This window comes from Candidatus Edwardsbacteria bacterium, from assembly GCA_018821925.1.
GTDB lineage: Bacteria > Edwardsbacteria > AC1 > AC1 > EtOH8 > UBA2226.
In genome coordinates, this window is sequence record JAHJLF010000050.1 from 23,501 (window position 1) to 44,914 (window position 21,414).

22 protein-coding genes are annotated in these 21,414 nt (G+C 53.1%); all 22 read left to right on the plus strand.

The genetic code is table 11. The features are described from left to right. Nucleotides 1-35 precede the first annotated feature (35 nt). Nucleotides 36-338 (plus strand): hypothetical protein, encoded by a 303-nt coding sequence (locus KJ869_05575; GenBank protein ID MBU1576659.1) that lies wholly within the window; start codon nt 36-38, stop codon nt 336-338. Then, on the plus strand, nt 338-886 hold the full coding sequence (locus KJ869_05580; GenBank protein ID MBU1576660.1) for a hypothetical protein: 549 nt from the start codon (nt 338-340) through the stop codon (nt 884-886). Before KJ869_05575 ends, KJ869_05580 begins: the two co-directional genes overlap by 1 nt. 3 nt (nt 887-889) lie before the next feature. Continuing rightward, nucleotides 890-1,213 (plus strand): V-type ATP synthase subunit F, encoded by a 324-nt coding sequence (locus KJ869_05585; protein MBU1576661.1) that lies wholly within the window; start codon nt 890-892, stop codon nt 1,211-1,213. A 27-nt stretch (nt 1,214-1,240) separates the two neighbouring features. Next, nucleotides 1,241-1,759, plus strand: coding sequence for a hypothetical protein (locus KJ869_05590; GenBank protein MBU1576662.1), 519 nt, complete (start codon nt 1,241-1,243; stop codon nt 1,757-1,759). A gap of 41 nt (nt 1,760-1,800) precedes the next feature. Beyond that, nucleotides 1,801-2,676: a hypothetical protein gene (locus KJ869_05595; GenBank protein ID MBU1576663.1), complete on the plus strand. Its 876-nt coding sequence runs from the start codon at nt 1,801-1,803 to the stop codon at nt 2,674-2,676. Between the two features lie 61 nt (nt 2,677-2,737). Next, nucleotides 2,738-3,199, plus strand: coding sequence for a hypothetical protein (locus tag KJ869_05600; GenBank protein MBU1576664.1), 462 nt, complete (start codon nt 2,738-2,740; stop codon nt 3,197-3,199). Between the two features lie 85 nt (nt 3,200-3,284). After that, a complete protein-coding gene (locus tag KJ869_05605) occupies nt 3,285-5,027 on the plus strand; it encodes a V-type ATP synthase subunit A (protein ID MBU1576665.1) in 1,743 nt (580 codons plus the stop codon). 146 nt (nt 5,028-5,173) lie between these two features. Further along, on the plus strand, nt 5,174-6,088 hold the full coding sequence (locus KJ869_05610; protein MBU1576666.1) for an exopolyphosphatase: 915 nt from the start codon (nt 5,174-5,176) through the stop codon (nt 6,086-6,088). Between the two features lie 2 nt (nt 6,089-6,090). Beyond that, nucleotides 6,091-6,936, plus strand: coding sequence for a GIY-YIG nuclease family protein (locus tag KJ869_05615; GenBank protein MBU1576667.1), 846 nt, complete (start codon nt 6,091-6,093; stop codon nt 6,934-6,936). 149 nt (nt 6,937-7,085) lie between these two features. After that, entirely contained in the window at nt 7,086-8,498 is a 1,413-nt protein-coding gene (locus KJ869_05620; protein MBU1576668.1) for a V-type ATP synthase subunit B, read from the plus strand. 35 nt (nt 8,499-8,533) lie between these two features. Continuing rightward, a complete protein-coding gene (locus KJ869_05625) occupies nt 8,534-9,406 on the plus strand; it encodes a hypothetical protein (protein MBU1576669.1) in 873 nt (290 codons plus the stop codon). 181 nt (nt 9,407-9,587) lie between these two features. Beyond that, nucleotides 9,588-10,211 carry a V-type ATP synthase subunit D gene (locus KJ869_05630; GenBank protein MBU1576670.1) on the plus strand — a complete coding sequence of 208 codons (624 nt, stop codon included), beginning with the start codon at nt 9,588-9,590 and terminating at the stop codon, nt 10,209-10,211. Beyond that, nucleotides 10,208-10,897, plus strand: coding sequence for a hypothetical protein (locus KJ869_05635; protein MBU1576671.1), 690 nt, complete (start codon nt 10,208-10,210; stop codon nt 10,895-10,897). Before KJ869_05630 ends, KJ869_05635 begins: the two co-directional genes overlap by 4 nt. A gap of 754 nt (nt 10,898-11,651) precedes the next feature. Further along, a complete protein-coding gene (locus tag KJ869_05640; GenBank protein MBU1576672.1) occupies nt 11,652-12,194 on the plus strand; it encodes a GWxTD domain-containing protein in 543 nt (180 codons plus the stop codon). Nucleotides 12,195-12,196: 2 nt separating this feature from the next. Next, the gene (locus KJ869_05645) at nt 12,197-13,570 is read left to right on the plus strand and encodes a GWxTD domain-containing protein (GenBank protein ID MBU1576673.1); all 1,374 of its coding nucleotides are present in this window, start codon (nt 12,197-12,199) and stop codon (nt 13,568-13,570) included. Nucleotides 13,571-13,676: 106 nt separating this feature from the next. Further along, a complete protein-coding gene (hutH, locus tag KJ869_05650) occupies nt 13,677-15,209 on the plus strand; it encodes a histidine ammonia-lyase (protein MBU1576674.1) in 1,533 nt (510 codons plus the stop codon). A 46-nt stretch (nt 15,210-15,255) separates the two neighbouring features. Then, complete coding sequence (locus KJ869_05655; protein ID MBU1576675.1) at nt 15,256-16,779, plus strand: aromatic amino acid ammonia-lyase; 1,524 nt, start codon at nt 15,256-15,258, stop codon at nt 16,777-16,779. A gap of 88 nt (nt 16,780-16,867) precedes the next feature. After that, entirely contained in the window at nt 16,868-18,142 is a 1,275-nt protein-coding gene (locus KJ869_05660; GenBank protein ID MBU1576676.1) for a M48 family metallopeptidase, read from the plus strand. Between the two features lie 71 nt (nt 18,143-18,213). After that, nucleotides 18,214-18,720, plus strand: a complete 507-nt coding sequence (locus KJ869_05665; GenBank protein ID MBU1576677.1) for a transposase — start codon at nt 18,214-18,216, stop codon at nt 18,718-18,720. A 71-nt stretch (nt 18,721-18,791) separates the two neighbouring features. Further along, nucleotides 18,792-20,438, plus strand: coding sequence for a urocanate hydratase (gene hutU, locus KJ869_05670; protein MBU1576678.1), 1,647 nt, complete (start codon nt 18,792-18,794; stop codon nt 20,436-20,438). A 102-nt stretch (nt 20,439-20,540) separates the two neighbouring features. Further along, a complete protein-coding gene (locus KJ869_05675) occupies nt 20,541-20,945 on the plus strand; it encodes a DUF559 domain-containing protein (protein MBU1576679.1) in 405 nt (134 codons plus the stop codon). A gap of 128 nt (nt 20,946-21,073) precedes the next feature. Then, nucleotides 21,074-21,414 (plus strand): AAA family ATPase (locus KJ869_05680; GenBank protein MBU1576680.1); only part of this gene is annotated, 341 nt, incomplete at its 3' end.

Sequence of the window (21,414 nt, forward strand, 5' to 3'; positions counted from 1 at the left end):
GTGCCGGATCACGAAATTTTAAGGGGGACAGAACGATGGAAGATCTAACCGGAATAAAAGGGGTGCTGGGCTTTGCGGTCTACGTTAGCGACAGCCAGGTGTCCGGCTCGGCCAAGGGGAAGCTGGGCGACAAGGCCTCGGAGATAGTGCAATTCTGGGTCAACGCCGCCTCGGTAATATCCAACAATCTGAACCTGGGGGAGGTCAAAGAAGTGGCGGTCGGCGGGAAGGACCGTCAGGTGCTGATGGTGATGTCCTCCGACAAGACCGTCCTGTGCGAGCTGGATCCCAAGGCCAACTGGAAGAGCATCTCCGCCGAGGTCAGGAGGAAGATGTGATGTCGTTAAATGACGCCTTAAAATCAAAAGTGGTTGGACAGAAAGCTGCTTTCGCAATAGATCAATCAGGCGCTTGCCAGTATCACGGGGACGAGGGGGGCATAGTACAGAGCGCCCAGTTTGCCAGGCAGATATACGATATCGTCGGGCTGTCGTCGCTGGACACCCTGTGGGTCAGCGCCGGGAACGGAACCTTTGTCACCAGGATAACCTCCCAGGGGCAGGCCGGGTTGATACTGGACCAGAATCCGGACATACCATCGGCCATAAGTTTTTTGGACAAAGCCCTATCCTCACCGACCGACGGGCCGGCCGCCGGGACCGGGGATGTGATGGGAAAGGTGCGGAAGATAGCCACCGAATACCTGACCGACTTCGCCGACACCGCCCTGATGATCCAGATCAAGCAGGCCGGGCTGGACGAGAAAAATCCCCAGCCGGACCAGTTAGAGAAATTAGCCGCCGGGCTGGAGAAGGCGGCCCCGATGATCATCGGCCCAGAGAAGGCCAGGGAGATGGCCGAACAGATAAGGAAAGCAATCAAATAGAATATGGAAAGATTAGCCGTAATAACCGACCCCGGAACCGCCACCGGATTCCGGATGGCGGGCATAGAGACCCACGAGGTGGCCGACATCCACGAGATGCGCAGCAAGGTGCTGGAGCTGATGAAGAGCGACAGCTACGGCATGATAGCGGTCAACGAGGACCTGGGCGGGGACCTGGGGGATGACATCAACCGCCTGATCAAGGGCCGGGCCCTGCCGGTGATCCTGCCGTTCCCGGTTCCCAAGGGCGGGGTGGTGGAGTCGGGCGAGGCCTATCTTTCAAAATTGGTCAAGCAGGCTATCGGGTTTTACGTCAAGCTGAAATAAACCTTCTTAATTAGATGAGGGAATATTATGCAAGACAGTAAAAGAATTATAATATCTTTGCTGACCTTTATAGTAATGTTATTTATTACGAAATTTAGTTTTGCTCAAAGCAATTCATGTTGTACGATGGTTGATACAAATGGTTATATTAAGCACTATCAAGAAAAGACGCTCAAACTGCATTCAGATTTTTGGGGTAACTATCAAGTATTATTAAATGACAAACGTTACTCAACTTCAAAAATTCATGATTTAGGATATAAGTTCCCTTCTGTCATGCAAGAATATAAAACCTATTGTCAAAAGAAAATTACAAGTTATTGTTTGATTGGTGCTGGTGTTGGGCTTTTTATCGGAGGAGCCAAACTTACACAAGTGACTGATAAACCGACATATGCGGATATAGGCTTTTTTACTTGTATGGGTTCAATATTAGCGTCGATATATTACTATAACTCATCGTATAACAATCTCTCTAACTCAGTTTGGTTGTACAATCAGGAAATAATAAGACCAGATGTTTCAACTTGTGACTCGGTACAATAACGTTCGTTTTTATTTGTGTTAATACATCGATTTTGTTCAAAATGAAAAGAATATATAGCATTGTTCTTTTAATATTATTTGCCTGTCCCGGTTTTGCCATGGTGGTTCCCGGCCTGGACCTGCTGAAGCGGGTGCTGGACAGGTTCGAGTTCATGCCGGAATACCATATGGTGGGCGACGTGATGGCCTTCGCCAATCACAAGGATATCGAATACCGCCGGCGATATTTCATCGAGACCAATTCCGACCTGGAGTTCGTGTTCTTCTCCTACCGCGGCCTGATTTACTCCGACTGGTTCCTGTACATGAAGACCGGAATGGGGCGCCAGGACGGGGCGGTGATCTTTGATCCCCGGGATGTCCGTTACGGCATCACTCCTTCGCTGGAGATCCGGCTGAAACGGGCCAACCTCAGGGCCGGACTGGAGCACTTCTGCTTTCACGACATCGACCGGAACGACGGGGTCACCGAATACTGGAACAAGGAGTTCCTGGAGGTATTCTCCAAGAACTACCGCCTGGGGGAATACCGTCGTCGCTTGATAGGGGAGAACAGCTGGGCCCCAGGCAACCGGTTTTCAAACAACACCCGGCTGGGGTTGTACATCAAAAGGGCTTTCGGGTTGCTGCCGGAGGCGGTGCTGGGCGGAGGGCATAACTACCGCTGGGAGCTGACCCAGGAGAACCGCTGGGCTTTTTTCCGGAGCCACGACTGGATGGTCAATATTAAAAGCTTGGCCAATGCCAATGTGCGGCGGGACGGCCGTGTCCTGCAGACATACGTCCTGGGGCTGGAGGGGCACTTCCGGCGCGGGGCCGGCGGGTCGATGCTGTTCCTTAATTACAACCTCCTGGATCAGCTGGAGGTCCGGCCCAAGGATAAGTTGCTGGAGGCCGGGATAAGGTTTTATAATTGAACGTCGATCGTCAGGGTTTTTCTGGAAAAGGTTAGTTTTACTAATTACCAAGGGAGAACAAGTGAAAGGAATCAACGCGGTTGTTTTGCCCACGATAACCATTATTTCTTTATGTTTTCTGGGGTGCAGCAAAAAAACAACCGAACCGGAATTGATCCCGGAAGTTACAATAACTTCTTTGACAGACACGTTGTGCATTTCTTACGGTAGTTGTATGCTAAATTCTACCCTGATCTATCAGGCGGTTAATTACTCAAGCATTAAATCCGGTTCTGATTCCGATAAGGTGGATATTTTTTTGAGTAGTAATAAGAAACTTTCCAGTCCGGGCAATGGAGGTGGGTGTAAATCTGTGGAAACTAGTGTTAATACTGCGAAGATAACCACAACTGATACTTGGCTGCCCGATACAATTAGCACAGGTTTGGAAATATCAGATACATTGTCTGCCATTGACAGTTCTGTTGTGCTGATTTCTTGGTGGTACAATGGCAAACGATATCAAATGGTCAAAAAGTATTAATTCGTAAATTGTTTGGAAATAAGCCAGGTGGGTTATATTTAAAGTGAAAAATAACATCTTTATATAAATCGTTCCAGGAGTTTTTATGCAGGGAATCATCCAGAAGATATCCGGGCCGGCGGTCATTGCCAAGAACATGATGGGCGCCCGGATGTATGACATAGTCAGGGTGGGCAAGCTGGGCCTGGTGGGCGAGATCATCCGGTTGGACGGCGACACTTGCTTCATCCAGGTTTACGAGGATACCTCCGGCCTGTTCGTGGGGGAGAAGGTGGAGACCACCGGCCAGCCGCTGAAGGTGGAACTGGGGCCAGGCCTGCTGGAGGCCATCTTCGACGGCATCCAGCGTCCCCTGGACCAGATCAAGAAAAAGGAAGGTGACTTCATCGCCCGCGGTGTGGAGGTGCCCAGCCTGAATCGCGACAAGAAATGGCATTTCCAACCGGTGGCAAAAAAAGGAGACGAAATCTCCGGCGGCGACCTGCTGGGGAAGGTTCAGGAGAACGAATGGTTCGTGCATAATGTGATGGTGCCCCCCAAGGTCAAGGGGAAGATAAAGGACATCGTCAAAGAAGGCGATTACACCGTGACCGGCGATATCGCTACGCTGGAAGACGGAACCAAACTGCAGATGATGCATGCCTGGCCGGTGCGCGAGCCGCGGCCCTTCAAGAAAAAGATGGATCCCAACGAGATGTTCATCACCGGCCAGCGGATATTGGACACCCTGTTTCCGGTGGCCATGGGCGGGACCGCCGCCATCCCCGGGCCCTTCGGCTCCGGCAAGACGGTGGTGCAGCAGACCCTGGCCAAGCATTCCAACGCCCAGGTGATCATTTACGTGGGCTGCGGCGAGCGGGGCAACGAGATGACCGAAGTGTTGACAGAATTCCCGGAATTAAAAGATCCCAAGACCGGACGCCCCCTGATGGAGCGGACGGTGCTGATAGCCAACACCTCCAACATGCCGGTGGCGGCCCGGGAGGCCTCCATCTACACCGGCATCACCCTGGCCGAATATTTTAGGGACATGGGCTTCAGTGTGGCCATGATGGCCGACTCCACCAGCCGCTGGGCCGAGGCTTTGCGCGAGATCTCCTCCCGCCTGGAGGAGATGCCCGGCGAGGAGGGCTACCCCACCTACTTGTCCAGCAAGCTATCCGCTTTCTATGAAAGAGCCGGACGGACGGTCTGTCTGGGCTCGGACGGCCGCATCGGTTCGGTGACAGTGGTAGGCGCAGTGTCGCCTCCGGGGGGCGACTTCTCCGAGCCGGTCACCCAGAGCACCCTGCGGATCGTGGGCACCTTCTGGGCACTGGATGCCTCGCTGGCCCAGCGCCGGCACTTCCCGGCCATCAACTGGAACCGGTCATATTCGCTGTACGCCGAGATGCTTACCGGCTGGCTGAAGGAGAACGTGGTGGGCGACTACGACGTGGTCCGCAAGCGGGCCATGGAATTATTGCAGAAGGAGGCTGAGCTGCAGGAGGTGGTCCAGCTGGTGGGGCCGGACGCCCTGCAGGACAACGAGCGGATGATCATCGAGGTGGGCAAGATGCTCAGAGAGGATTTTCTACAGCAACACGCCTTCTCCGAGGTGGACGGCCACTGTACTTTGGAAAAGGGCTACTGGATGCTGAAGGCCATCCTGGCCCTGTACGACGAGTGCCAGAAGGCCATCTCCCAAGGCAAGATGCATATCAACGATATTCTCAACCTCCCGCAGATAGAGCAGTGCGCCCGGTTCAAGGAGGTCCCCCAGAAGGAATTCAAACAACATATGGATAAGTTCATGGCCGGCCTGGCCGACACCTTCGCGGGAAAATAAACCCTCTCTCTGAATTGTCACCCTGAGGGGGCAAATATGTCCGGCAGGTTGAACGGGTGACAATATCATCCTTCAACTTGTGTGGCTTCGAAGTTTTCTCAGGATGACAGGGTGTTTATAAAATAATCATTAAATATAGGTGAATTATGCGTCTGGTAACACGTTCCGATTTCGACGGATTGATCTGCGGCGTCCTGTTAAAGGAGGCCGGCATCATCGACAATATTCTGTTCGTCCATCCCAAGGACGTTCAGGACGGCAAGGTCGAGGTCACGGCCGATGACGTGCTGGCCAACGTGCCCTATGCCAAGGGCTGCGGGATGTGGTTCGACCATCACATGTCCGAGCTGGAACGCAAGGCTTTTCCGGCCGATTACAAGGGCTGGTCCAGCCCGGAGAAAAGCTGCGCCCGGGTGATCTACAAGCACTACAATGGGGCCGAAAAATTCCCCCGCTTCACCGAGATGATGACCGCAGTGGACAAGTCCGACTCCGGCGATCTGACCATCGAGGAGGTGGCCGAGCCCCGGGGCTGGCTGCTGCTGGCGGTAGTGATGGATCCCCGCACCGGCCTGGGCCGCTACAGCGACTACCGCATCAGCAATATGCAGTTGATGCAGGACCTGATGGAATCCTGCCGGACCATGCCCATAGATGAGATCCTGGAGCAGCCGGACGTCGTAGAACGGGTCAAGCGCTATCACGAATCGGAGTGGATGTACAAGGAGATGATCAAGAGCCACTCCCAGGTGGAGGACAAGGTGCTGGTGGTGGACCTGCGCCAGATGGAAGAGATCCCCAGCGGCAACCGTTTCGTGGAATACGGCATGTTCCCCAATATCAACATCTCCATTCGGGTGATGTGGGGCCTCAAGAAGCAGAACGTGGTGTTTGCGGTGGGCCACAGCATCATCAACCGGAGCTCCCAGACCAAGGTGGGCTCGCTGATGCTGAAGTACGGCGGTGGCGGCCACGACAAGGTGGGGACCTGCCAGGTGCCGACCGAGAAGGCCGAGGAGGTGCTGGCCGAGCTGGTGAAGCAGATCAAAGCCGACGGGTAAAAATGCCAAGTGCAACAATCAAAATATTTTTGGTGCATGGAGACGCGAAACGACTCCGTGTTGCCGAAATATCTAATTGGACCGGGAAAGCAATTGCTGCTCCAAGGAGTGAATACGACAATTTGCTTTCAAGGGATGAATCTAATAATTCAGGTATATATTTTTTAACGGGCTTTGACATAAATACAGGTAAATCTGCTGTCTATGTTGGGGAAGCAGAATGTATAAAGGATCGATTACGGGGGCATCTTGATAAAGATTTTTGGAACAATATTATTTTCTTTATAAGTAAGGATGAAAACCTTACCAAAGCACACATAAGATACCTTGAAGGGCGGCTTATTGCACAAGCTAAAGAGACTGGTAGAGCGTTGTTGATAAATGGCCAAGCAAGCGGATCGAAATTGCCTGAATCGGATCGAGAAGATATGGAAATATTCTTGGAACGTATTCATCAATTATTGCCAGTTTTGGGAGCTGATTTTCTTCTCCCTGTCAAGTTTAACAAATCAGAAAAATCGGAAAGCAAGCTATTATACTGTAAGATTAAAGGTTTAACCGCTACAGGTTCACGTAGCCCTAACGGATTTTTAGTATTTAAAGGCTCGGAGGCTGTACTAAATGAACGTGAATCTGCACACGAATATCCTTACACAATAGCTTTGCGCGAACGTTTAAAAACAGATGGGACTTTAGAGGTAAAAAAAGATAAATTCATCTTCACGAAAGATACGGAGTTCTCCAGTCCTAGTGCTGCAGCGGTTGTCGTCCATGGGGGTTCGGCCAATGGATTAATGGCTTGGAAAAATAAAGCAGGCAAAGTGCTAAAAGAGATTGAGTCCGACTGAGATTAACAAGGCCGCTGGTGCGGCCTGGGGGTGTAGGTTCGATAGAACCTTGAAAACCTCCCCTTAATCCCCTCCTTGATCAAGGAGGGGACGAGGGGTGGTCTAAAAGTAAATAAATTCATTTTGATATATTAAATTACGAGGCATTCATGGACTTAACCACCAAGAAATACCAGAGCATTTCCTACATCTCCGGGCCGTTGCTGTTCGTGGACAACGCCAAGGGGCTGTCATACGGGTCTATCGTGGAGATAGAACTCCCCGACGGCAGCAAAAAGGGCGGGCAGACCATCGAGGTCTCGGAGAAATACGCCGTCATCCAGGTGTTCGAGGAGACCCGGGGGCTGGACCTGGCCAAAAGCTCGGTCAGCTTAAAGGAGGATGTGGCCCGGATCCCGGTGTCGCGCGACATGATCGGCCGGCGCTTCAACGGGCTGGGCGAGCCCATAGACGGCCTGCCGCCCATCATCCCCGAGAAACGGCTGGAGATCATCGGACAACCCATGAACCCCACCTCCCGGGCCAAGCCCGAGGAGTTCATCCAGACCGGCATCTCCACCATCGACGGCTTTGCCACCCTGGTGCGGGGCCAGAAACTGCCCATCTTCTCCGGAGCCGGACTGCCGGCCAACGAGATCGCCGCCCAGATCGTCAAGCAGGCCAAGGTGCTGGGGACCACGGAGGAGTTCGCGGTGGTGTTCGCCGCCATGGGCATCACCTCGCGCGAGGCGGCCTTCTTCATCAACGAGTTCGAGGAATCGGGCGCCCTGGCCAAGACGGTGGTCTTCATGAACAAGGCCGACGACCCCACCATCGAGCGCATTCTGACCCCGCGCTGCGCCCTGACCTGCGCCGAGCATCTGGCCTACGACCACGGCATGCAGGTGCTGGTCATTTTAACCGACATGACCAACTACTGCGAGGCCCTGCGCGAGGTGGGCACCGCCCGCGAGGAGATCCCCGGACGGCGGGGCTATCCGGGATACATGTACACCGACCTGGCCCAGATCTACGAGCGGGCCGGCCGGATCCACGGGCGCAAAGGCTCCATCACCCAGATCCCCATTTTGACCATGCCGGACGATGACATCACCCATCCCATCGCCGACCTGACCGGATATATCACCGAGGGCCAGCTGGTGCTGTCCCGCCAGCTGCACCGCATCGGCTGTTACCCGCCCATCGATCCCCTGCCCTCGCTGTCCCGCTTGATGAACAACGGCATCGGCGAGGGGCACACCCGCAAGGACCACCGGGAGTGGGCCAACCAGTTATACGCCGCCTATGCCTCGGGCCGCGACCTGCGCAAGCTGGTGGCCATCATCGGCGAGGAGGCCCTCACCGAGATCGACCGCAAGTACCTCAAGTTCGCCGAGGGCTTCGAGAAGGTGATGATCAATCAGGGACAGACTGACCGTAGCATCGAAGAGACATTGCAGATCGGCTGGGACCTGATGTCCGATCTGCCGGCCAAGGAGCTCAAGCGCATCAGCAAGGACCATATCCACAAGTATTACCACGGCGAGACCATGGAGCAGATGTACGGCAAAGAAGAGCGGTAGATAAGTATCAAAGTAATAAGCTGGATCGGAGAGGTATGATAAAGCGGCATTCTTTATACAATCACGCAGGTCTTTATTTCTTTACTATTTTACTACTCAGTACTACAGCGCTATGCGAAACCATTGACGTTACCATCAAGGGTCTGGACGACGGCAAAAAAACCAGCCGCCAGCAGGATTACAAGGAGGCGGTGCTGGATGCCAAGCGCCAGGCCATCGAACAGGCGGGGGTGACGGTGGAATCGAAGTCCACCGTCAGGAACGCAGTGCTCCAGGAGGATTTCATAGAGTCCAATGCCAAGGCGGTCCTGCTGCCGGGATTCCAGATCATGGACATCGGCTACATGCAGGACGGCACCTATCAGATAGTGCTCACTGGCAAGGTCCAGGTCCAGCCCAAACAATCGATGGCCGAAGCCGACAGCGGGGCTTTGCTTCTGCTGATGAACATCTACAGCGTGCCGGTGACCTTCCAGCTGGACGGCAAGCCTCTGGACGCCGCCGGGAAATTCGCCGCCTTGGTCGCGATGAAGGATAGTTTGGATTTTTCCGTCCTGTCCAATATCAGGGAAGTGAAAAAACGTTACAATAACCTGCCGAAGTATTTCCTTTATTTGCTGAAGCTTCCGGCCGGCCGGCACAGCATCAGGATCACAGCGCAAGTCATCTCCGGCACCGGCCCCGATAAGAACGGCAATTTCGTGGACGCCGAGATAATCCCCGGCCAGGCTACTTTCTACGAATACCGGGCCGATCCGGAATACAATTTTATCCTGGCCGACAGCGGGTTTGTGTTTGAAAAACTGGCGGCAAATAAAAAGCCGGCCGATACCACAGGCGCATACGGGCGCAAGCTGCGTCTGGACATGATTGCCCAATACCAGAAAATCACCGGCTTTAAATTCTAATGTTACCCAGAGCACATAATTGATTGAAAAAAGCACCAAAGGCAAAACAATTTATTTTATAAAGAAACCAGGAATACAGGAATCTATAATGTTTCCAGTTTTTATTCATGGTTTCATGGATTCCTAATAAAAAATCTTCCTGTCTACAGTCATCGTAATATTATTTAACTATTTTCAATAAATGGAAAACGTATCACCAACCAGGATGAACCTGTTGGCCCGCAAGGCCCAGGTATCTTTGGCCAAACAGGGGGTGGACCTGCTGAAGAAGAAACGCGATGCCTTGGTGTCGGAATTCTTTGGGGTGGTCCGGAACACCCTGGAATCGCGCAACAAGCTCAATGCGGTGTCCCAGGAGGCCGTCAACCAGCTTAATATTTCGGCCTCCATAGAGGGCAAGCCCCTGCTGGAATCGGTGGCTTTGGCCGGAAAGCGCCAGGTGATGCTGGAGGTGGCCGAGAAGAACGTCTGGGGCATCAAGATCCCCGAGGTCTCCACCGCCCGCAGCTTGAAACGGGATCCCTTCGAACGGGGATACAACGCCGCTATCGCTCCGGGCCGGGTGATAAAGACCGCTGATAATTTCGAGGAGATGATAGACCTGCTGGTGGAGGTGGCCGGGCGGGAGACCCGCCTTAAAAAACTGGGCCAGGAGATAAAGAAAACCACCCGCCGGGTCAACGCCCTGGAACAGATCGTGATTCCCCGGCTGTACCGCCAGATGGCCTACATTAAAAGCGTTCTGGAGCAGAGGGAGAGGGAGGACATATTCCGACTAAAACTGATAAAGAACAAAGGCGAATGAACCGGGTTCGCCTTTGTTCCCATCTGCTGGCAGGCCTTTCCTGCTGGCTTTTTTTATCCGGCTGCATATCGGTGGACATCCAGACCAAGGCGGGAAGGGACCTCTCCGGCAGCCGGACCTATAGGATAACCCTGGAGCCCATGCTGGCCAGGTTTTACCGGTCGGGGGCCCCGGGCAAAATGTTCGATTTCCCCGGGCAGGACCTGGAGAAACAAAAAGGCGTCAGCGCCGTCTCCAAGCAGGAGATCGAGGCAAAGGACGGATCGCTGGAGCTGGTGTGGTCCTATAGATCTTCGCGCCTGGATAATTTCTCCAGCGAAACCGACACGGTGATCTTCTCCAAGAGGGCCGTCAAATGGTGGATATATTACAGCTATTACGAACGCTACCTGCCCCGCCGGGATACCAGCAATATTCCGGCCGCCGGAAGCACCTGGCTTAAGAACAGCCTGACCCTGCCGGGGCAGGTATATTCCAGCAACGGGGACTCGTTATCAGGCTCCCAAATCGTCTGGCTGCGGTCCATGGATGCTTCGGCCCGGGGCGGGCTGATGATGACCGCCCAGAGCCGGGAGATCAATCCCCTGCTGCTGGTTTTATTGCCTGTTTTTCTGGGCGTCATATTTTACTTCCTGCTGAAATACCGGATAAAATCAGTTAACCGATCCCCCTCCGCCGGCACTTGATAATATGATCAAAATGGATTAAACTAAAATGATGAGAATAAAAGCCAAACATATAATGGTCCTCCTCGGTTTTTTGATCATAGCTGTTCCATCTGCCAGGGCCATGGGCAGCCGGCCGGAGATGATGACCGAGTATACCGAGGCCAGCCAGGGAACCCTGAGATTCTATCTGCAGAAGGTTCTGTTCAGGGACAGCCTGGGCCGGAGCAATATTGAATTCTCCTATTCGCTGGCCATGGACCAGCTGCAGTTCATAGCCGACGGAAAAAATTACCAAGCGGGATACACCATCGCCATCATCATCTATGACCAGGACGGCCGGCAAACGGCCGGCGATAGCTGGGAGCGGACATTTAATATCCCAAATTATCACCATCTACAGAGAGGCGACAGTATTTTGGCCGACACCCTGGTCCTGCCGCTTCCCCCCGGCGTGTACCGGGCCAAGATAACCTGCCGGGATGAAAATTCGGACCGGGTGGGCCAATTCGACCAGCAGTTGACGATCCCGGCCCTTTCCAGCGGAAATTATATCGGCGGGGTGAGGTTTGAACGCGATTACAACGGCAGTCTGATCCCCTGGCCCAACCGGATTTACGGCGATGGTGCCGGGCCGATAATCTTCCGGGTGGATCTTTATCTCAAAGGTTCCGACAGCCTGGATTTGAAAGCCAGCCTCAGCGACCCCCGGACCCAGAAGACGGTATGGGAAAGGTCCCAGGGGATCCAGGAGCGGCCTGGCCGCGAGGCCAGGATGATCATCCCGGTCGACAGCTTTCCGGACGGCAATTACCGGCTGGGCCTGGTTCTTAACGACCAGAAAAAAAACCTGTTATGGCAGAGCCAATATAAAGTGGTGGTGCAAAACCCGGCATTGCTCACCAGGGGCGATTTCGAGGAAAAGATCGCCCAGGTGGAATACATTTCCAGGAGGAGCGAATTCGACAGTCTTAAAAAGGCCGGGCCCGAAGAACGGGACAGCCTGTGGAGGGTCTTTTGGAAGTCCCGCGACCCCACCCCAGACACCGATAAAAACGAATACCGCGATACGCATTATGAGAAAATTAACTACGCCAACAGTAGTTTCGGCTCCAGCATCAGGCCCGGCTGGAGGACCGACATGGGACGGATCTATATAAAATACGGACAGCCTGACGAGATAGAGAAGCATCCCTTTGAAATTGATTCCCCGCCCTATGAAGTCTGGTATTTTTATCAGGAGGGGCTGAAGATAATTTTCCTGGACCGGCACGGGTTCGGGGATTACCGGATAGTTTACGCTAACAAGGAGATTTAGAAATGAGACAAATGAGACGGGCGAATATTCCCGCTTTGGCAGTTGGTATCCTGATTTTCATTTTCGGCCTGGCCGGGGCCTTCCCGCTAAAATCCAAGGGGGCGCTGGAATTCTGGGTGGACGGGGCGTCCTTCGCCAGCGACAGCGGCCAGGCCTGGCAGGAAATCTACTGGAGCTTAAGGGCCAGCGATTTTACGGCCATGGACACCCTGGGGCGTAAAATGGCGCGGTTCCGGACCGAGATAATGCTTAAAGATCAGAAAGGCACCCTGGTACTGAACGAAGGCTGGAATTCATTATCCCCCATGCCCACCGAGCAGATGATGAAGCAAAAGGACATGGTGATGCTGGACCAGATCGAAGCCCGGAGATTAAAGCCCGGCAGTTATCATCTTATAATGACAATCAGCGACCTGGCCGGTAAAAAACAAGGCACCATTGACACGACCTTCGATGTGCCAGATTTCAGCATGCTGAGCATCAGCCAAATCGAGCTATCTTCCGGTATTTCGGTGGATTCGGCCAAAAGCCGGTTCAGAAAGGGAAGCCTGACGGTTAAACCGTGGCCCGGTAGGGCCTTTGACGATGGATTGTATTATTATTACGAGATCTATAACCTGGCGGCAGCTGCCGACACACTGAATAAAAGGTATCTTAGGGTTTTATATTTTTCGGAAAAGGACCCTGCCCAGAAGATTATCAGCAATAAGGAGATTTCATCGAGCAGCGGACAGCTCTCTGACTATGGAGGGATGAGGACCGACGACCTGCCGGAGGGCAGGTATCGCTTACGGGCTCAACTGATTGAGGGCTCAAGTGTCCTGGCCAGCAGCTACGCCAATTTTGAGATCACCCACCCCGGAATGGTTATGCTGGCGGAGAAGGAGAAGATTGCCGCGGAGATAGGACAGATGATGCTGGACGGCGGGGACTATTACTCAAGGATAGAATATATCGGGACCAAGCAGCAGATCGATCTGTTGAATAAGTTTGACGAGAACGGCAAAAAAGAATTGTTGAGAAGGTTCTGGAAACAAAGGGATCCTGTTCCGGAAACAAAAGAAAATGAGGCGCTGATTGCCCATGCCCAGCGCTGTAGATATGCCGATCAGAACTTTACCGAGAACTTTGCCGGTGGTCTTAAAGGCAGCCAGTCCGAAAGAGGACGGATCTACATAAAATACGGCCCATGGGACGACCGGGAGATCACCACTAATGCGCTCCAAACCAGACCGACGGATATTTGGACATATGATAATGGAAGGCAGTTCATCTTCTTTGATAAGGCGGGAATAGGGAAGTTCGACCTGATTTATTCCAAAACCTCCGAGGAAAAGACAGACCCTGGGTACCGGCAATATATCAGTGGCTATTAATTTGTCTTTCCAAAAAGAGCCTCCCGAAGAGAGGCTCTTTTTTATTTGACTTCTCTTTGACTTTGGGCTAAAATAAACAATTAACTCATATTATTTGAAATGGCTTATGAAATTTAAATTCGTCATCACCGGCAGCAATCTGAGCCTGGAATTGGTGGAGAAAATTGCCCATAATCCATCAATTATCACCATTGCTTCCCAAGCCTTAAGTCGCATCAAGTCCGGACGGGCGGTGGTGGAGAAGATCGTAAAACAGAACCGGACGGTATACGGCATCACCACCGGGTTCGGCAGGTTCGCCGAGGTCAGGATATCCCTGAATGAGATCGACCAACTGCAGGAGAATTTGATAAAAAGCCACGCCACCGGCGTGGGCCAGGTGTTCCAGCCGCACCAGGTGCGGGCCATCATGCTGCTGCAGACTAACCAGCTGGCCAAGGGGGCTTCCGGCGTTCGGCCGATCGTGGTCCAGCAACTATTGGGGCTTATAAACAACGATATAATTCCTCTGGTTCCCCGGCAGGGCTCGGTGGGGGCCTCCGGCGACCTTTCGCCCCTGGCCCATATCGGCTTGGTGATGATCGGCCGGGGGCAGGCTTTTTATAAGGGTAAGATCGTCAGCGGGGCCGCAGCTCTGAAAAAAGCCGGGATGAAACCATTGATCCTTAAAGCCAAGGAAGGGCTGGCCATCACCAATGGCACCGAGGTGATGACGGCCATCGGAATATTGAATCTGCTGGAGGCCGAGCGTTTGTGCAAGATGTCCGACATAGCCGGGGCCATGTCCTTAGAAGCTTTAAGGGGAACCAATGTGGCCTTTGACGCGGAGATCCAAAAATTGAGGCCGCACCGGGGACAGGGAGGCTCGGCGGACAATCTTCGGCGGCTGATGACGGGCAGCCAGATCCGCCGGTCCCACAAGGAGTGCCTGAAGGTGCAGGACGCCTATTCTCTCCGCTGCATGCCGCAGGTCCACGGAGCCACCAAGGGAGCCTTGCAGCATATCCGGCAGGTTTTGGAAACGGAGCTTAATTCCGTAACCGATAATCCGCTGGTGATCGTGAACAAAGGCCAGGTGCTTTCGGGCGGGAATTTCCACGGCCAGCCGGTGGCCTTGGCCATGGACTATCTGGGCATCGCGACGGCCGAACTGGCCGATATCTCCGAGCGCCGCATCTCCCGGCTGCTGGATGTCTCCCTCTCGGGGCTACCAGGTTTCCTAACCCAGCACGGAGGCCTCAATTCGGGCTTGATGATAGTGCAGAATACAGCGGCATCCCTGGTCTCCGAGAACAAGGTGCTGGCCCATCCCTCTTCGGTGGATTCCATCCCCACCTCGGCCAATCAGGAGGACCATGTCTCCATGGGCACCATCGGGGCTCGCAAGGCCGGACAGATTTGCGACAATGTTCGTTATGTGCTGGCCTGCGAACTATTATGCGCCTCTCAGGGATTGGAGTTTCATAAACCGTTAAAACCAGGCAAAGGGGTGAATGCGGCCTACCAGGCCATCCGGGCCAGGGTAAAATCATTTAAATATGATCGGGAATTTTATCGGGATATCGAGGAAATCAACGATTTGATCGGGGCCAACACCATACTACACGCCGTGGAAAGCAATATAGGAAAATTAAAATAACAAATAAACTATTACGAAATCAATTTACAATTTAAAGGAGCTTGTTATGCCGGTAATACTTAGCGGAGCGGGATTGACCGTTGAAAAATTGGTGCAGATCGCCCGCCACAATGAAAAAGTCGAGTTGGCCCCGGAAGCCCTGGAGCGCATCAAACAATGCCGGGCAATGCTGGAGGACAAGATCAAGGCCCGGGAGATCATGTACGGCGTCAACACCGGCATCGGGGAGTTCTCGGAGACGGTGCTTACCGACGACCAGGTGAAGGATTTCCAGAAATACCTGATATACAACCATGCCGCCGGCATCGGCGAACCGGTCCCCATCGAGCAGGTGCGGGCCGCCATGGCCGGGCGGATCAACGTCCATGCCCACGGCAACAGCGGCTGCCGGCCGGAGATAACCCAGACCTATATCGATATGCTGAACAAAGGGGTCACCCCGGTGGTCTGCCAAAAGGGATCGGTGGGAGCCTGCGGCGACCTGGCCCCCATGTCGCAGATAGCGCTTCTGTTGATGGGCGAGGGCGAGGCTTTTTATAAAGGCGAGCGCCTGCCGGGCAAGAAGGCCATGGACAAGGCCGGCATCCCCGTTCCCGGTTTGCAGGCCCGCGACGGTCTGGCTGCCATCAACGGCTCCAACCTGCTTACGGCCATGAGCGCCCTGACCCTGTACGATTTTAACCGCTGGCTCAAGCAGGCCGAGATCGCCTGCGCCATGAGCTTAGAATCGCTGATGGCCAACCTGAAGCCCTACGACATCCGGCTCCACCAGGTGCGCGGCTTCAAGGGCGCCCAGCGAAGCTCCAAGGCCATCCTGGCCTGCATCCAGGGCAGCGACCTTCAGACCGGTAAGATCAAGACCAAGGTGCAGGACGCCTACTCCATGCGAAGCACGCCCCAGGTCATCGGCGCCGCCCATGATGCCATCGCCTATGCCAAATCCCAGGTGGAGATCGAGCTGAACGGGGTGGGCGACAACCCCATCTTCCTGCCGGAGTTCAAACTGACCCTGACCGGGGCCAATTTTCAGGGCTCGCCGGTCTGCCTGCCCATGGACATGGCCGGTGCCGCCATCACCATGGTTTGCGTTCTCAGCGAGCGCCGCCTGAACCGCCTTACCAACCCGGCCTTAAGCGTGGGCCTGCCATCATTCCTCACCAAGGGAGCGGGCATGTTCAGCGGGATGATGCTCAGCCAGTACACCGCCGACATGCTGATCGTGGAGCAGCGCATCCTGTGCATGCCGGCCAGCATCCAGTCCATTCCGGCGGCCGCCGACCAGGAGGACTTCGTATCCATGGGCATGAATACCGCCCTCAAGAACAACCAGATACTGGACAACGCCTACGGCATATTGGGCATCGAGATGATGGCGGCCGCCCAGGCCCTGGATTTCAGGGATTTCAGCTTCGGCCAGGGCGTAAACAAGGCCCGGGAGGTAATCCGCAAACATGTGCTGCATCTGGAGGAGGACCGGCCCCTGTATTCCGATCATAATATCATGAAGGATCTGGTGAAATCGGCCGAGGTGCTGGAGGAAGTTGAGAAAGCCATCGGAAGTTTGGAATAACCCCACCCTATAATTCCCTCCCCTCGAGGGGAGGGAAAGGGAAAGGCCATAAAATTATAACAACCAACGTGACAGCGATTATCAAAATATGATTTTAATAATCGGCATCCTGCTTTTCGGATTTATTGTTTCCAGCCTGCTGTCGGGGCTTAATCTGTCGTACCTCCGAGCCAGCATTAAAAAAGGATTGCCCCCGGAGGTCTCGGACCTTTTTGACGAGCAGAAGATAGCCCAGATCGCCCGCTATACTGCGGACAAGACCAAACTGGGGTATTGGAGCGAGTTTATTTCAACCGCTGTGGTGGTGATCCTCTTTGCGGCCGGCATCGTGCCACAGATCACGCTGTGGGCCGATGCGCTGAAGGTCGCGCCGCTGCTGCAGGGGCTGGCGGTGATACTCGTTTTATTGCTTATAGGCTACTTGTCCGGCATACCGGCCTCGCTGTATTCCGATTTCAAGCTGGAGAAAAAATACGGCTTCTCCACCATCACCCCCAAGACCTGGATAGGCGACCAGATAAAGAGCCTGCTGGTCTCCGCTCTTTTGATGGGCCTGCTGTTCTCCGGTTTCTATCTTTTCATCAACTGGCTGGAGAGCTGGTGGTGGCTGGCAGCCTGGGGCCTGGTGGTAATCTTTTCCCTGCTGATGATATTCATCGCCCCGGTGTTGCTGATGCCGCTGTTCAACAAGTTCGTGCCGCTGGAAGATGAAGAACTGAAGAATAAGATACTGGAAATGGCCAGGAAAGCCGATTTCCCCCTGGCCGGGGTTTTCCAGATGGATGCTTCCAAGCGCAGTACCCACGACAACGCCTTTTTCACTGGGATGGGCAAGACCCGCCGCATCGTGTTCTACGACACCATGGTAAAAAACTACAGCCACCAGGAATTGCTGTCAGTAATGGGCCACGAGATCGGTCATTGGAAAGAGAAACACGTCTTCAAGCTGATATTCACGGTATCGGTTTTCTCCGGGATATTGCTGTTCCTGGCCTCTCGCATACTGGCCCACCCCTGGATATACAATGCCATCGGCCTGGGCGATCTTTTCGGGCGGGCAGGTTTCAGCGGGGCCATAGTCGGCGTGGCCTTGTACGTGGCGGCCATATTGTTCGAACCGCTGAATCTGCTTCTGTCGCCGTTCATGAACTGGCTGTCCCGAAGATATGAATACCAGTCCGATGCCCACTCGCTGAAGCTCAATCCCTCGGCCGCTGACATGAAAGGGGCGCTGATAAAACTGAGCCAGAAGAACCTAAGCAACCTGTTCCCGCACCCGCTGTATGTGATATTTCATTATTCCCATCCGCCTCTGCTGGCCCGGTTGAAGGCGATAGATGACCAAGTCCGGCGTAACGTATAACACGTAGGCACAAATTCTATTTGTGCCTAAATAATCAACGATGGGTGTTTTGTGAAGACGGAAGAATGTTGATGCATCACGTAGAATTAAAAAGGTTTTATTTGCCGGGAGCAATTTATTTTATCACCAGCGTAACGGAAGGCCGCATCCCATTATTTGTAAATGAGAAAAATCTCATAATATTGGCAAATATCATTGTTACAGAAAAAGAAAGATTGGGCTTTCTTGTTTCTGGTTATGCATTGTTGCCCGATCATATTCATCTAATTATAAAACCCGGCGAAAGTGCCAATATCTCAAGAATAATGGCAACGATTAAAGCTCTTTGTGCAAAAGCTATCAATGCTCGGTTGAACACGACAGGCAAGGTTTGGCAACACCAGTTCATGGACCATATAATCCGTACATCTAAAGATTACCAACGGCATATTGAATATATTCATCGCAATCCCTTAAAACACGGCTTGGTCAATGACATCAAAGAGTACAGATGGTCAAGCTGGCATCAATATCAGGGAACACCGCCGGAAGATATTAAGGTTGATGTATTGGATATTAAACCCGGTCGGATGTTTTGATTCATTTAGTTAAGGCACAAATAGAATTTGTGCCTACAGGGTAAACATACATAAACGAGGTTTATAAATTTATGTCTAAAATTATCCATTCCCCCCACGGCACCAAGATCTCCTGCCAGAGCTGGCAGCAGGAAGCCGCCATGCGGATGCTGATGAACAACCTGGACCCGGCGGTGGCCGAAAGGCCCGATGACCTGATAGTCTACGGTGGCAGCGGGAAGGCGGCCCGTAACTGGGACTGCTACCATGCCATCATCAAGTCGCTTAAAAAATTAAAATGCGACGAGACCCTTTTGGTGCAGTCCGGCAAGCCGGTGGGCGTTCTGCAGACCCACCCCAACTGCCCCCGGGTGCTGATCGCCAATTCCAACCTGGTGCCCCATTGGGCCAACTGGGATTATTTCCGCAAGCTGGAGGCCTTAGGCCTGATCATGTACGGCCAGATGACCGCCGGCAGCTGGATCTACATCGGCACCCAGGGAATCTTACAGGGGACCTACGAGACCTTCGGAGCATTGGCCCAGAAGCATTTCGGGGGCACGTTAAAAGGCAAGTGGGTGCTGACTGGCGGCATGGGCGGGATGTCCGGGGCTCAGCCCTTGTCGGTCACCATGAACGAGGGCGTCATCCTGGACGTGGAGGTGGACCCGGCCCGCATTCAAAAGCGTTTGGATACCGGCTACTGCGATATGATGGTGGACGACCTGGACAAGGCCTTAAAGCTGGTCTTTGAGTATGTCAAGAAAGGGGAACCCCTTTCCATCGGATTGGTGGGCAACTGCGCCGAGGTGCTTCCCGAATTAGTGCTGCGGGGCGTGATCCCCGATGTGGTCACCGACCAGACCTCGGCCCACGACGAGCTGAACGGCTACGTACCGCATCGCATGACCCTGGCCCAGGCCAACGAATTACGCCAGAACGATCCCGAAGCGTATAAACAGAAATCCTGCGAATCAATGGCCATACACATGCAGGCCATGCTGGACATGCAGAAACAGGGCGCCATTGCCTTCGACTACGGCAACAATATTCGGGGGCAGGCGGTAAAGCACGGGATCAAGAACGCCTTCGACGTGCCGGGCTTCGTGCCGGAATACATCCGCGACCTGTTCTGCGAGGGTAAGGGCCCGTTCCGCTGGGCAGCGCTGTCCGGCGATCCCAAAGATATAGCTGTGACCGACGAGGCAGTGTTAAAATTGTTTCCCAAGAATCAGCACCTGGCCCGCTGGATAAAGATGGCCCAGAAGAAGGTCCATTTTCAGGGCCTGCCGGCCCGCATCTGCTGGCTGGGCTACGGCGAGCGCGACAAGGCCGGTTTGCTGTTCAACGACCTGGTGAAGAAGGGAAAGATAAAAGCTCCCATCGTCATCGGCCGGGATCATCTGGACTGCGGCTCGGTGGCCTCACCCAACCGCGAGACCGAAGCCATGAAGGACGGCTCTGACGCCATCGCCGACTGGCCATTGCTGAATGCCATGGTCAACGTGGCTTCGGGTGCCTCCTGGGTCTCCATTCATCACGGCGGCGGAGTGGGGATAGGTTATTCCATCCACGCCGGGCAGGTGACGGTGGCCGACGGGACCAAGGAGATGGCCAAGAGGATCGAGCGGGTGTTGACCAACGACCCGGGGATGGGCATCCTGCGGCATGTGGACGCGGGGTATGATATTGCCAAGCAGGTGGCGAAGAAGAAGAAGGTCAAGATCCCGATGATGTAGACCGTTCTTTGACCTCACCCCAACCCTCTCCTAAAGCATTAGGAGAGGGAGAAAGGGAGAGGTCAAACGCATTTGGAGAGGGAAGAGTGAAAGTAATAATATATGAACGTTACTAAAGGCATAGGTGTTAGTACTGGTCGCCGGATAAAGAACGAAAAACTTGAGTTGGCCAAAAAGATGCGGCGGGAGATGACCTTTGCCGAGAAATGCTTCTGGAATGGGGTCAGGAACCGAAAAATGCACGGGTTAAAATTCCGTAGGCAGCAGGTGATAGAGGGATTTATAGCAGATTTTTATTGTAATGAGCTTAGACTGATTGTTGAGGTTGACGGCGGTATTCATGAGACCCAGAAGGATTATGACAAGCTGCGTGATTGGATAATCAGCCGGAATGATATAACTGTTCTTAGATTTTCCAACGAGGAAGTTGTAAACCAGTTTGATATTGTTGCAAAACGAATTGGTGAACTCCGGCCTCCCTCGCCAGATTTATCTGGAGAGGGGTAGGGGTGAGGTCGGAACCACGTGGACGCGGGGTATGACATTGCCAAACAGGTGGCTAAAAAGAAGAAGGTCAAGATTCCGATGATGTAGGCCGCCTATGGTTACGATAACTATAGAAAATCGGAGGGTAAATGTATATTAAAGGTATTGACGTAAGCAACTTCAAATGTTTCCAATTTGTGGATGTTGGGAATCGTAATTTGAGGATTGAAGATTTATCTGGTATAAATATATTTATTGGGAAAAACAATGCTGGTAAATCAACAATTTTACAGGCATTATATTATGCACTTAATGATATACCAAATAAAAACGAATACAATATAAACAATTATAAAAATAATATCGATAAAGATGTTTGTATTTATATTAAATTTAGATTGTCAACAGAAGATATTGATACCATACCAAGAGAAATTTTACCTAGTTGGGAAGAAATACTTAATATTCTAAAAAATAATGATATCTTAAT